Below are 13,610 nucleotides of genomic sequence, written 5' to 3'. Positions count from 1 at the left end.
ACGCGCGGACGGCACTGCATCAGGAGTTTCACTGTGGCTTTGACCACCGAACAGAAGAAGCAGATCCTCGGCGAGTACGGCGTCCACGAGACGGACACCGGATCGCCAGAAGCCCAGGTGGCGATGCTCACCAAGCGCATCCAGGATCTCACCGAGCACCTCAAGGTGCACAAGCACGATCACCACTCGCGTCGCGGCCTGCTGCTGCTCGTGGGTCGTCGTCGTCGTCTGCTCAAGTACGTGCAGAAGGTCGACGTCGCGCGGTACCGCTCGCTCATCGAGCGTCTGGGACTGCGTCGATAATTTCCGTCATGGTTCACGCGATCGCGCCGGCGAGGCAGCCCACGGCTGTTCCTCGTCGGCCGTTCGTCGTGGACCGGTAGTGTCACAGCAGTACTCCCTCTCCGGGAGTGCACAGCACCACAGGTAGGCCGCCGACTCGGCGGTGAGCACCATCAGCCGTTCGTCCCCGACACACGTCGCGGTGTCGGTCTTCGGTAGTGGTCTCTCGGTTTCCGGACGCGCGGAGCGCGACCCGGCCCGGGGGACTTCGATCGTGGGCCGCCTCCGCTCGCACGTCGACTCGGGGACGCCGCACCGGACCACCGGGTTCGAGTGCGCGCCCGGGTGGGCACGGCAAAGACGAGAGGACGAGAAGACTTCCATGTCAGAGACCACCACGAACACCGCAGCGGCCACCGAGGTCGACGAGGGCGTGTTCGAGACCACTGCCGTCATCGACAACGGGTCGTACGGCACCCGCACCATCCGCTTCGAGACCGGGCGGCTGGCCAAGCAGGCCGCCGGCGCCGTCGTCGCGTACCTGGACGACGAGACCATGCTGCTCTCGGCCACCAGCGCCTCGAAGCATCCCAAGGACCACTTCGACTTCTTCCCGCTCACGGTGGACGTCGAGGAGCGTATGTACGCCGCCGGCCGCATCCCCGGATCGTTCTTCCGTCGTGAGGGACGCCCCAGCACCGACGCCATCCTGACCTGTCGCCTGATCGACCGGCCGCTGCGTCCGACGTTCGTCGACGGACTGCGCAACGAGATCCAGGTCGTCATCACCGTGATGAGCCTCGATCCGAAGGACCTGTACGACGTCGTGGCCATCAACGCCGCGTCGGCGTCCACCCAGCTCGCGGGCCTGCCGTTCTCCGGCCCCATCGGCGGCGTCCGTGTCGCCCTGATCGACAAGCAGTGGGTCGCGTTCCCCACCAACGAGCAGCTCGAGAAGGCCGTGTTCAACATGGTCGTCGCCGGCCGCGTCGTCTCGGGCACCGGTGCGGACGCCGATGTCGCGATCATGATGGTCGAGGCCGAGGCGACCGAGAAGGTCATCGCCCTCATCGAGGACGGCGCGCAGGCGCCCACCGAGGCCATCGTGGCCGAGGGCCTCGAAGCGGCGAAGCCGTTCATCGCATCGCTGTGCGAGGCGCAGAAGCAGCTCGCCACGGCGGCCGCCAAGCCCACCGGCGACTTCCCGCTCTTCCCCGCGTACCAGTCCGACGTGTTCGAGGCCGTCGAGGGTGCGGCTCAGATCCCGCTCAACGAGGCGCTCACCATCGCCGGCAAGACCGAGCGCGAGAGCAAGCTCGACGAGGTCAAGAACCAGATCCTCACCAGCGTGGGCGACCGGTTCGAGGGCCGCGAGAAGGAGATCGGCGCAGCGTTCCGCTCGCTGACCAAGAAGCTCGTGCGTCAGCGCATCCTGCGCGACCAGTTCCGCATCGACGGCCGCGGCATCACGGACATCCGTGAGCTCTCCGCCGAGGTCGCCGTCATCCCGCGCGCCCACGGCAGCGCGTTGTTCGAGCGTGGCGAGACCCAGATCCTGGGCGTCACCACTCTCGACATGGTCAAGATGGCCCAGCAGATCGACTCGCTCGGACCCGAGACCAGCAAGCGCTACATGCACCACTACAACTTCCCGCCGTACTCCACCGGCGAGACCGGACGCGTCGGATCGCCGAAGCGTCGCGAGATCGGCCACGGAGCCCTCGCGGAGCGCGCGCTGCTCCCCGTGCTCCCCAGCCAGGAGGAGTTCCCCTACGCCATCCGTCAGGTCTCGGAGGCGCTCAGCTCCAACGGCTCCACGTCGATGGGCTCGGTCTGTGCGTCGACGCTGGGCATGCTCAACGCCGGTGTGCCGCTGAAGGCACCGGTCGCCGGCATCGCCATGGGTCTGGTCTCCGACCAGGTCGACGGTGAGACCCGCTACGTCGCCCTCACCGACATTCTCGGTGCGGAGGACGCGTTCGGCGACATGGACTTCAAGGTCGCCGGCACCCGCGAGTTCGTCACCGCCCTGCAGTTGGACACGAAGCTCGACGGCATCCCGTCGCAGGTTCTGGCCGGTGCGCTGTCGCAGGCCAAGGACGCGCGCGTCACGATCCTCGACGTCATGGCCGAGGCCATCGACGCTCCGGACGAGATGAGCCCGTACGCACCGCGCGTCACCGCGATCAAGGTCCCCGTGGACAAGATCGGCGAGGTCATCGGGCCCAAGGGCAAGATGATCAACTCGATCACCGAGCAGACCGGCGCCAACATCTCGATCGAGGATGACGGCACCGTCTACGTCGGTGCTGCGGACGGCCCGTCCGCACAGGCTGCGATCGACATGATCAACGCCATCGCGAACCCGCAGCTGCCCAAGGTCGGCGAGCGGTTCCTCGGAACCGTCGTCAAGACCACGGCATTCGGCGCGTTCGTCTCGCTGCTCCCCGGTCGTGACGGCCTGGTGCACATCTCCAAGCTGGGCAGCGGCAAGCGCATCAACAAGGTCGAGGACGTCGTCAGCGTCGGATCGAAGCTCCGCGTGGAGATCGCCGACATCGACAACCGCGGCAAGATCAGCCTCGTCCCGGTCGAGGACGACGCGGCAGCCGCCGCGCCGGCCGACGATCAGGTCGCCACCTCCGACGAGGTCAGCGCTGAGTAAGAAGTACACGAACGCGGCGGCGCGGTCTGCGGAGCTCTCGGGCTCCCGGCCGCGCCGCCGTGTGCGTACACCCGAACCGTCCGGCGTCCGCCGCACGGTGTTGCCGGGCGGCGTCCGAGTCGTCACGGAGTTCGTTCCCGGCGTGCGGTCCGCCTCGGTCGGCGTCTGGGTCGCCGTCGGTTCGCGCGACGAGGGCCGCACCGTCGCCGGTGCCGCGCACTTCCTCGAGCACCTGCTGTTCAAGGCCACCCCCACCCGTACGGCTCTGGACATCGCGCAGGTGATGGACGGAGTCGGCGGCGAGCTCAACGCGTTCACGTCCAAGGAGCACACGTGCTTCTACGCGCACGTGCTCGACGAGGACCTGCACCTCGGACTCGACCTGGTGGCGGACGTGGTGCTCCGCGGTCGCTGCCGCGCCGAGGACGTCGATGTCGAACGCCAGGTGGTGCTCGAGGAGATCTCGATGCGCGACGACGACCCCGAGGACCTGCTCGGTGACGCCTTCCTCACCGCGCTGTTCGGTGACCACCCCATCGGTCGTCCCGTCATCGGATCGGTGGAGTCCATCGAGTCCATGACGCGGAATCAGCTGCACTCGTTCCACACTCGGCGCTACACCCCGCCGCGCATGGTGGTGGCGGTCGCCGGCAACGTCGACCACGACGACGTGGTGGCGGGGGTCCGTCGCAGTTTCGCCGACCGGATCGCCGGTGCCGCCGAACCGGCACCGCGGCGTGGGGGAGCGGGCCGCATCACCGCGCGCCCGGCCCTGAGCCTGACGACGCGGGACAGTGAACAGGCGCACCTGTGCCTGGGCGTGCGGGCGTTCGGACGCCACGAGGGTCATCGGTGGGCGTTGTCGGTTCTGAACACCGCCATCGGTGGAGGGCTCAGTTCGCGTCTGTTCCAAGAGATCCGGGAGGAGCGCGGTCTCGCGTACTCGGTGTACTCGTCGGTAGACACGTTCTCCGACACGGGTGCGTTCTCGGTGTACGCCGGATGCCAGCCCGAGAATCTCGGCGAGGTCACCTCGGTGATCCGCGACGTGCTCGCGTCGGTGGCCACCGACGGCATCACGGACGCGGAGTGCGCTCGCGCGAAGGGGAGCATGCGCGGGGGACTGGTTCTCGGACTGGAGGATTCCGGATCGAGAATGAACCGGATCGGTCGCAGCGAGCTCAACTACGGCGACCACAGGTCGGTGGAGGAGACGCTCGCGCGCATCGATCAGGTGACCAACGACGAGGTCCGCGATGTCGCCCGGACCCTGCTGGCGCGGCCCATGGCGGCCGCCGTGGTCGGGCCGTTCTCGAAGGTGACGAAGCTCCCGGCCTCGGTACGCGGAGCCGTGGCCGGGAGCTGAGGCGTCTCAGGCCAGGTGAACGGTGGCCATCGCCTTGTGGCCGAGGATGCGCTTGCCCTTGTAGCGGGCGTCGATGGAGACCACCGCAGTCCGGGTCGCCTCGTCCTTCGACTTCACCGTGCCGTCGATGACGATCTCCGACTTGGACACCGGGTCGACCATGACAGGGCTGGTGAAGCGCACGGTGCAGTCCTTCAGGGCACCCGGGTCGCCGAGCCACTCGGACACGAAGCCGGTGCCGAGGCCCATGGTGAGCATGCCGTGGGCGACGACGGTGTCGAGCTCGAGCAGCGACGCGAAGTGGTCGCTCCAGTGCACGGGGTTGTTGTCGCCGACCACGCCCGCGTAGTTCACGAGATCGCCGCGCGAGAGCAGCACTGTCCTGGTGGGCAGTGCGTCGCCGACCGCCACGTCCTCGAAGCGCTGACGGGCATGGCCGGTGTGCGGGACGACGACGGGCGGGGCGTAGACCGTCTCGAGGTCGTCACCGCCGGGATTGACGTCGGCCACCTCGTCGGAGGTGGACAGGGTGAACATGCCGTTCATGACCATGCCGCGCGCGACGTCCGCGATGCTGTCGTCGCCGTCGTCGGCGCGCCCGATGAGCAGGGTGGTGTACGTGATCTGCGCCAGCTCGTTGCGCTGGTTGGTGATGACGGTCTTGGTCACCATCATGTCGCGGCCGACGACCGTGCGGAAGGAGTCGAGCGAGACGTCGCACGTGAGCCGGTCGCCCGCCAGGATCGGCGCGAAGTACTCGGCATGCTGGTCTGTCTGCAGCATCCGGCTGAGGTCGTATCCGGTGGCGATGCGCTCGAGCAGCTTCTGCTGGGCGATGATGCCGACCAGCGAGAAGAACGTGGGCGGCGCCATCAGCGCCGGATAGCCGACCTCGAGTGCGCCCTCCTCGGTCCAGTGGACCGGATGGAAGTCGCGGACGGCTTTCGCGTACTCCCGCACCTTCTCGCGGCCGACCTCGTAGTAGTCGTCGGCGCGGTAGTGGTAGCCCACCATGTCCAGCGCATGCTGCGCCGGGTCGAACGTGGTGTCGCTCGCGACGGCGTCGGTGGCCAGGATCTCGGCAGTCATGACGGCAACCTATCCCCGGCGACGAGCGCTGTGCAGTGCCAACGGAGTTCTCCGGGCTGATCACAGAAAAGCGACTTCGAGATTGTTATACGCACCCAATGCTGATCGGCATGCGGAGAATCAGGCCCCGAGGCTCTTCCTCATCCTGGTGAACGATCGGGCGTTGTTCATCGCCAGGACGGCGACGACGTCGTCCGCTCGCTCGTACACGGCGACGAACGAGCCGGCCTCCGGGTCGCCCTCGACCACGCGCACCGAATCGGTCGACTGGCGGCGGCCGGCGAACTGGATGCGAGAGCCGTACTGGTCCGACCAGAAATACGGAACACCGGACGGCGCGGGCTGCGCCCCCACGATCGACCGCGCCACTCGCCGAGCCTGGGTGACCGCGTGCGACCAGTGTTCGCTGCGATGGTGGTCCTGCAGCACCTCGTCGAACGCGCGAGCGCAGTCCCCGATCGCGTAGACGCCCGGAACGGTGGTGCGGCACTGCGCGTCGGTGACGAAACCGCCGTCGATGGCGAGGCCGGACGCTGCCGCCCACTCCGTGTTGGGGATCGATCCGATTCCGATCACCACGACGTCGGCGGGCAGTACCGTCCCGTCCCCGAGCAGGACGGAGGTGACGGCCCCGTCGCGGCCCTCGAGAGAGTCGACGGCGGCGCCGAGCAGGAGGGTCACGCCGTTCGCACGATGCAGATCGACGCAGACCTCCGCCATCGTCAGGCCGAGCGGGCCGGACAGGGGAGCGGTGGACGCCTCGACGATGGTGACGGAGATGCCGAGGCCGGCGGCCGTGGAGGCCACCTCGGCTCCGATGAATCCCGCGCCGATCACCACCATGGTGGTCGCCGTGGCCAGCGACGAGCGCAGTGCGGCGGCGTCGTCCAACGTGCGCAGCGTGTGAACGCCGCGGAGGTCGTCGGCGCCCAGCAGGGTCCGTGCGCGCGCGCCGGTCGCGATGACGACGACGTCGGCACTCACCTCCCGCCCGTCCGCGAGCTCCACGCTCCGCCCGGTCATGCCGACAGCCGGTGTCCCGAGCACCCAGTCGACGTCGAGCGCATCGGGTTCGGGAACGAGCCACGGGTCGGGAGCCGATCCCTGCAGGAAGGCCTTGGAGAGGGGCGGGCGATCGTACGGCAGGTGGGGCTCGTCGCCGACGACGGTGACGCGACCCGTGAACCCGTCCTCGCGGAGAGCGGTCGCGACGGTCGAGCCCGCGAGCGACGCCCCGACGACCAGGACGGAGTTCACCGTCTCGACGTCGGGCCTGTCGGGGGTCGTCACGAGCCGGGGAGGTCGAGCACGACCGCGCCGTCGACGACGTGCACCGCATATGTCCGAACGGGAGTCTTCGCCGGTGTGCCCGAGGGGGCGCCGGTCCGCAGATCGAAGCACGACTCGTGGAGCGGGCACTCGACCGCGCAGTTCTCCACCCATCCGTCGGCGAGCGAGGCGTCCTGGTGTGTGCACGTGTCGTCGATCGCGAAGAGGCCCTCCTCGGTGTGGAAGACGGAGATCGCGGTGTGACCCGGCGGGGTGACGGTGGCGACCTCGCCGACGGGGAGGGCCGATGCGGAGCAGACGGCGACGCGATGAACGGTGTCCGGCATGATGCCTCCCGCAAGTGTGACGATGTTGCGTCGATCGCAACTGTGATCGACCTGCGCAACAGGATGCACCAGGACGATCCACCACGTCAATCGCTGCACCGGTGTGTCGAACCACAGCGTGCCGGGTTGACAGTCCGGCCCGGGGCGTCGAGTCTGTGTTGCGTAAACCACCCATCGTTGCGCTGATCGCAACAGGTCCCAGGGGGACGCTCGTGACACCTCGTATCGTCGTCATCGGCGCCGGCATCGTCGGGACCTCCCTGGCGGACGAACTGACCGCCCGTGGGTGGACTGACGTCACCGTGCTCGACCAGGGGCCGCTGTTCTCCACCGGCGGATCCACCTCGCACGCCCCCGGGCTGGTGTTCCAGACGAATCCCTCGCGCTCCATGGCCTACTTCGCGGCCTACACGGCCGACAAGTTCCGCGCACTCACGCACGACGACGGGCCGTGCTTCGACACGCTCGGCGGCCTCGAGATCGCGACGACCGAAGCTCGGTGGACGGATCTGCAACGCAAGGCCGGGTGGGCGCGCTCGTGGGGCATCGAGGGACGGCTCGTCGACGCCGCGGCCGCAGCGGCTCTGCACCCGCTCGTGGACCCGGACGTCGTGCTCGGCGCGTTCCACACTCCGAGCGACGGTCTCGCCCGGGCGGTGCGGGCCGCCGAGATGCAGGCGCGTGCGGCGCAGGCCCGCGGGGCGGTGTTCCGGGGGGACAGTCCGGTGACCGAGATCCTCCAGGCGAGTGGACGTGTGACCGGAGTGCGGACCCCGCACGGCGACGTGCCGGCGGACATCGTCGTGTCGGCCGCGGGCTTCTGGGGTGCCGAGCTCGGGCGCACGGTGGGACTCACGGTTCCCCTGGTCCCGATGGCGCACCAGTACGCCTACACCGGACAGATCGAGGCGCTGGTCGGCCGGAACACCGGTGCGACGGACGCGGGTCTGCCGATCCTTCGTCATCAGGACGGCGACCTCTACTACCGGGAGCACGGGGATCGTCTCGGTATCGGCTACTACGGCCACGACCCGATGCCCGCGGACATGGGCGCGCTGTCGTGGGACGCGGACGGTGACGCGTCGTCCGTGGCGCCCCCACCGATGCCGTCGATGCTGCCGTTCACCGAGGACGATTTCGCGCCGGCCTGGCGTGAGTCCGCGAGAGTGCTTCCGGCGCTGCGGGAGTCGAAGGTCGAATCCGGATTCAACGGCATCTTCTCCTTCACTCCCGACGGTCACTCGATCGTCGGGGAGCACCGGGATCTGGCCGGCTTCTGGGTGGCGGAGGCGGTGTGGGTGACACACTCCGCCGGTATCGCGCGCGCTCTCGCCCAGACCCTGATCGACGGCGCCTCGGAGATCGACCTCCACGAGTCCGATCTGTATCGCTTCGAATCGGTCGAGCGCAGTCCCGCCTTCATCGCCGCGACCAGCGCGCAGGCGTTCGTGGAGGTGTACGACATCGTGCACCCCCGCCAGCAGCGCACGGCGCTGCGAGGACTGCGGCGCAGCCCGTTCCACGCCGCGGAGGTCGCGCTGGACGCCCGCTTCGTCCAGGGCGGAGGCTGGGAGCGCCCCGCCTGGTACGAGAGCAACGCAGGCGAACTCGCGGCGCTCCTCGAGACCGGGTTCCACCTTCCGGTCCGCGACGAGTGGTCCGCGCGTCACTTCTCCGACATCGCCGTGGCCGAGGCCGCGGTGACGAGGAGCCGGGTCGCGATGTACGACATGACACCGCTCACCCGGTACGACGTGGAGGGACCCGGCGCAGCCCACTTCCTGCAGCACCTCACCACCAACGACGTGGACACCGCGATCGGCCGTGTCACCTACACGCTGATGCTCGACGAGAGAGGCGGGATCCGCAGCGACCTCACGGTCGCGCGACTCGGCGCCGATCACTATCGCGTCGGAGCGAACGGTCCACTCGACCTCGATGCGATGCTGCGCCGCACCAGGGCGGGAACGCCCGACGGTCCGGTGACGGTGCGGGACGTCACTGGAGCGACGTGTTGTGTCGGAGTGTGGGGTCCCCGTGCCCGCGCGATGGTGGCACCGCTGGCCGACGCGGATTTGGGACACAAGGCCTTCGGCTACTTCCGCGCCGTGCGGACGTACGTCGGTGCGATTCCCGTGATCATGATGCGGGTGTCGTACGTCGGCGAACTCGGGTGGGAGATCTACACCGACGCCGAGTACGGCGGCGCCCTGTGGGACCTGTTGTGGGAGGCCGGGTCCGACCACGGGGTGATCGCTGCCGGTCGGCTCGCGTTCGACAGCCTGCGACTCGAGAAGGGGTACCGCGCGTGGGGGCACGACATGACCTCCGAGGACACCCCGGCCGACGCGGGCGTCGAGTTCGCCGTCAAGGACGCCACGGACTTCGTCGGTCGGTCGGCCCTGGCCGCTCGGCCCGCGACGCGACGGCTGCGGACCCTCGTGTTCGACGACCCGGACGCCGTGGTGCTCGGGAAGGAGCCGGTCTCTCTCGACGGCACGGTCGTCGGGTACGTCACGAGCGCGGGATGGTCGGCGACCCTCGGGCGGTGCGTCGCGTACGCCTGGCTTCCGCTGGACACTCCACTCGGCACCGCGGTGTCGGTGACCTACTTCGCCGCCGCACTGGGTGCGACGGTGTCCGACGACGCGGTCGTCGATCCCGCCGGACAGCTGATCAGGAGATGAACCACGTGAGCTACGACGTCATCGTCATCGGACTCGGCGGCATGGGCAGCGCCGCCGCCTTCCATCTGGCCGACCGCGGACAGCGGGTGCTGGGACTCGAGAAGTTCACCCCCGCCCACGACAAGGGATCGAGCCACGGCGGATCGCGGATCATCCGGCAGTCCTACTTCGAGGACCCGGCCTACGTCCCGCTCCTCCTGCGGTCCTACGAACTGTGGGACGAACTGAGGAGCATGTCCGGGAAGGAGGTGCATCGGATCACCGGAGGACTGTTCCTCGGGCGCGAGAGCTCGGTGACGTTCTCGGGCTCGCTGCTGGCGTCACGGCAATGGTCGCTGCCGCACGAGATCCTGGACGCCGCGCAGGTGCGCGAGGCGTTCCCCACCTTCGATCCCGACCCCGACGAGGTGGCACTGTTCGAGGCCGCCGCGGGTTTCGCGAGGCCCGAACTCACCGTTCAGGCCCATCTGGACCTCGCCGAGAACCGCGGTGCGACATTGCAGTTCGGTGAGACGGTGCTCGGCTGGGAGGAGTCGGGGGACGGTGTCACCGTCACCACCGACAAGGGGACCCACACGGCGGGCCAGGTGGTGATCTGCCCCGGTGCCTGGGCGCCGCAGTTGCTCGAGCAGTTCGCGGTACCGATCGTCGTCGAGCGCCAGGTACTGCACTGGTTCGGCGCGAGCGCCGGTACCGCCGCGTACGAGAACAATCCGATCTTCATCCACGAGGCCGCGGACGGTATGCAGGACTACGGTTTCCCGGCGATCGACGGTCCCGACGGCGGCGTCAAGGTGGCCTTCTTCCGCAAGGGCATCGAGTGCACGCCGGACACCATCGACCGTACGGTGCACCCGAACGAGATCGAGGCGATGCAGACCCGGGTGCGGCAGACGGTGCCCGGCCTCGACGGGCCGAGCGTGCACTCCGCGACGTGCATGTACTCCAACACTCCGGACGAGCACTTCGTCATCGCGCGGCACCCCGACGCCACCAACGTCACCGTCGCGTGCGGGTTCTCCGGCCACGGTTTCAAGTTCGTGCCCGTCGTCGGTGAGATCCTGGCCGACCTCGCTACCACCGGGACGACCGCGCACCCCATCACCCTCTTCGATCCCCGCCGATTGGTGACCGTATGACAAGCGCCGCGCCCCGCACTCAGTCGTTGATCCCCACTCTCCCCGGATCCTGGTACACCAGCGCGGAGACGTTCCTGGCCGAGCAGGAGCACGTGTTCGAGACGATGTGGTTCTGCGCCGTCCGCAGTGCCGATCTCGCGGCACCCGGCGCCTTCCGCCGCGTCGACGTGGGCCGCGAGAGCGTGCTGGTGGTGCGCGGGCGTGACGGGGCCCTGCGCGCGTTCCTCAACGTGTGCCGCCACCGCGGCGCACAGATCTGCACGGAGGAGTCGGGCCAGGTCAAGCGTAATCTGCAGTGTCCGTACCACGCCTGGACGTACGGGCTGGACGGGAAGCTCGTGGCCGCTCCCAATCTGTCCGCGTTGTCGGACGGGTCCGGTGCCCCGCTCGACCGTACGGAGTGGGGTCTGATCCCGGTCGCGCTCCGGGAGTGGCTCGGCTACGCGTGGCTGTGCCTTGCGGACGAGCCGCCGTCCTTCGAGGACGAGGTGATCGGCGCGGTCACCGAGCGGCTCGGCGACCCGACGGCCATCGACCGGTACGACATGCCGTCTCTCGAACTCGGTCGCCGCGAGGTCTACGACGTGGCGGCCAACTGGAAGCTGATCGTCGAGAACTTCATGGAGTGTTATCACTGCGCCACGATCCACCCGGAGCTGACCGAGGTCCTCCCCGAGTTCGCGGACGGGCTCGCGGCCCAGTACTTCGTCGGCCACGGTGCGGAGTTCGGCGCGGAGATCGACGGATTCACCGTGGACGGGTCCGCGGGGTTCGGCGCCCTGCCGACGCTCTCGGAGGATCAGGACCGGCGGTACTACGCCATCACGATCAAGCCGACCGTCTTCGTCAACCTGGTTCCCGACCACGTGATCCTGCACCGCATGTACCCGGTGTCCGCGGACCGCACCGTCGTCGAGTGCGACTGGCTGTACACGCGGGACGTCGTCGAGTCCGGCCGCGACGTCAGCCGATCGGTCGAGTTGTTCCATCGCGTCAACATGCAGGATTTCGACGCATGTGAGCGAACCCAACCGGCGATGAGCTCACGGGCATACCGTGACGGTGGCGTTCTGGTGCCGGCCGAGCATCACATCGGGCTCTTCCACGACTGGCTGGCGGAACGCCTGCGGGAGGACGGGCGCCTGCAGGGGTGACCGATCGGTGAAAGGGTGGGGCAGTGAATCAACAGACCGAGCACGACGTCGATCCGACACTGTTCGAGCGCGTTCTCCTCATCGGGGGTGAGTGGGTTCCTGCCACCTCGGGGGAGACCCGAGACTGCATCGACCCCGCGACCGGTCGCGTCCTGGTGTCGGTCGACGAGGCCTCGCCGGACGACGCCCGCGCCGCCGTCGCCGCGGCCCGTGCCACCTTCGATCGCGGCGACTGGCCCGCCACCCCGGTCGCGGAACGCTGTGCGGTGCTCGACCGCGTGGCGGATCTCCTGCAGCGCGACAAGGAGCGACTGTCGGTCATCGAGACCCTCGACACCGGGAAGACGTTGGCGGAGAGCCGCATCGACATCGACGACGTCACCTCGGTGTTCCGGTACTACGCTCAGCTCGCCGCCGTCTCGAGCGATCGTCTCGTCGACGTGGGTGATCCTGCGGTCATCTCGCGCGTGGTGCACGAGCCGATCGGTGTCTGCGTGATGATCGCGCCCTGGAACTACCCTCTGCTGCAGATCTCGTGGAAGATCGCGCCTGCGCTGGCTGCCGGCTGCACGATGGTGCTCAAGCCGAGCGAGGTCACCCCGCTGAGCACCATCGCGTTCACCCACCTGCTGGAGGAAGCGGGGGTGCCGGACGGTGTCGTCAATCTGGTGCAGGGCAGCGGCGCGACCATCGGGCCGGCGCTCACGGACAATCCGGACGTCGACTTCGTATCGTTCACCGGTGGACTGGCGACCGGCAGTGCGATCCTCGCGAGTGCCGCGCCGCACGTGACCAAGGTGGCGGTGGAACTCGGGGGCAAGAATCCGCACATCGTGTTCGCGGACGCCGCCGACGAGGACACGTTCGACGCCTCCGTCGACCAGGTGCTCACCGGCGTCTTCCTGCACTCCGGCCAGGTGTGTTCGGCCGGAACACGTCTCATCGTCGAGGACTCGGTGGCGGATCGGTTCGTCGACGAGATCGTGCGCCGCGCCGAAGCCATCCGGATGGGACCGGGAACGGACCCGTCCAGCGAGACGGGGCCACTGGTCTCCACGACTCAACGCGACAAGATGGAGGCGTTCGTCGAGACCGCCCTCGCGGAGGGTGCAGTTCTGCGCACGGGCGGCCGCGCACCGTCCGATCCGGCTCTGGCGGACGGAAGTTACTTCCTGCCCACGGTGTTCGACCACTGCTCTCGTGAGATGGACATCGTGCAGCTCGAGACGTTCGGGCCCATACTGACCGTCGAACGGTTCACCACCGAGGAAGAGGCACTGCGACTGGGCAACGACACGGACTACGGTCTCGCGGCCGGTGTGCGCACCACCGATCCCGAACGCGGCGAACGCATGGTGCGCGGGCTGCGACACGGAACCGTGTGGCTCAACGACTTCGGGTACTACACGGCCGCGGCCGAGTGGGGCGGTTTCAAGAAGTCGGGCAACGGGCGCGAACTCGGGCCCGCGGGACTCCACGAGTACCAGGAGACCAAGCACATCTGGAACAACACCGCAGCACCTCGGGCGGACTGGTTCGGCACCGGCGGGTAGGCCGGAGGCCGGCCGGGGCCGGCGGGTAGGCCGGAGGCCGGCCGGGGTCGGACGAGCTA

The 13,610-nt window shown here is 68.6% G+C and carries 10 protein-coding genes; 7 read left to right on the top strand and 3 right to left on the bottom strand.

Annotated elements, in window-relative coordinates; genetic code table 11:
• Positions 1-33 precede the first annotated feature (33 nt).
• The 3 genes from rpsO (at position 34) to QRN16_RS06260 (ending at position 4,313) form a co-directional block, all read left to right on the top strand.
• Complete coding sequence (rpsO, locus tag QRN16_RS06270; RefSeq protein WP_027505086.1) at positions 34-303, top strand: 30S ribosomal protein S15; 270 nt, start codon at positions 34-36, stop codon at positions 301-303.
• Between the two features lie 361 nt (positions 304-664).
• Positions 665-2,947, top strand: a complete 2,283-nt coding sequence (locus tag QRN16_RS06265; protein ID WP_056445309.1) for a polyribonucleotide nucleotidyltransferase — start codon at positions 665-667, stop codon at positions 2,945-2,947.
• Between the two features lie 61 nt (positions 2,948-3,008).
• Positions 3,009-4,313 carry a M16 family metallopeptidase gene (locus tag QRN16_RS06260; RefSeq protein ID WP_051613192.1) on the top strand — a complete coding sequence of 435 codons (1,305 nt, stop codon included), beginning with the start codon at positions 3,009-3,011 and terminating at the stop codon, positions 4,311-4,313.
• A 6-nt stretch (positions 4,314-4,319) separates the two neighbouring features.
• On the opposite strand, the gene QRN16_RS06255 is transcribed toward QRN16_RS06260, so the two are convergent.
• From QRN16_RS06255 to QRN16_RS06245, 3 genes are all read right to left on the bottom strand, one after another.
• A complete protein-coding gene (locus QRN16_RS06255) occupies positions 4,320-5,402 on the bottom strand; it encodes a fused (3R)-hydroxyacyl-ACP dehydratase subunits HadA/HadB (protein ID WP_285185086.1) in 1,083 nt (360 codons plus the stop codon).
• A gap of 120 nt (positions 5,403-5,522) precedes the next feature.
• Positions 5,523-6,692 carry an NAD(P)/FAD-dependent oxidoreductase gene (locus tag QRN16_RS06250; protein WP_285185085.1) on the bottom strand — a complete coding sequence of 390 codons (1,170 nt, stop codon included), beginning with the start codon at positions 6,690-6,692 and terminating at the stop codon, positions 5,523-5,525.
• Positions 6,689-7,018: a bifunctional 3-phenylpropionate/cinnamic acid dioxygenase ferredoxin subunit gene (locus QRN16_RS06245; protein WP_027505091.1), complete on the bottom strand. Its 330-nt coding sequence runs from the start codon at positions 7,016-7,018 to the stop codon at positions 6,689-6,691. Before QRN16_RS06245 ends, QRN16_RS06250 begins: the two co-directional genes overlap by 4 nt.
• A 212-nt stretch (positions 7,019-7,230) precedes the next feature.
• On the opposite strand from QRN16_RS06245, the gene QRN16_RS06240 reads away from it, so the two are divergent.
• Genes QRN16_RS06240 through QRN16_RS06225 form a run of 4 tightly spaced genes read left to right on the top strand, consistent with a single transcriptional unit; the run spans position 7,231 to position 13,551 of the window.
• Entirely contained in the window at positions 7,231-9,705 is a 2,475-nt protein-coding gene (locus tag QRN16_RS06240; protein WP_285185084.1) for a GcvT family protein, read from the top strand.
• Complete coding sequence (gene solA / locus QRN16_RS06235) at positions 9,702-10,844, top strand: N-methyl-L-tryptophan oxidase (RefSeq protein ID WP_285185083.1); 1,143 nt, start codon at positions 9,702-9,704, stop codon at positions 10,842-10,844. Before QRN16_RS06240 ends, solA begins: the two co-directional genes overlap by 4 nt.
• Entirely contained in the window at positions 10,841-11,998 is a 1,158-nt protein-coding gene (locus QRN16_RS06230; protein WP_285185082.1) for an aromatic ring-hydroxylating oxygenase subunit alpha, read from the top strand. Before solA ends, QRN16_RS06230 begins: the two co-directional genes overlap by 4 nt.
• A 59-nt stretch (positions 11,999-12,057) precedes the next feature.
• Positions 12,058-13,551, top strand: a complete 1,494-nt coding sequence (locus QRN16_RS06225) for an aldehyde dehydrogenase family protein (RefSeq protein ID WP_373428388.1) — start codon at positions 12,058-12,060, stop codon at positions 13,549-13,551.
• Positions 13,552-13,610 lie beyond the last annotated feature (59 nt).

The organism is Rhodococcus sp. MEB041 (assembly GCF_030208955.1).
GTDB lineage: Bacteria > Actinomycetota > Actinomycetes > Mycobacteriales > Mycobacteriaceae > Rhodococcoides.
The sequence above is the reverse complement of the archived record's forward strand: the minus strand, read 5'-3'. Positions and strand labels throughout refer to the sequence as shown.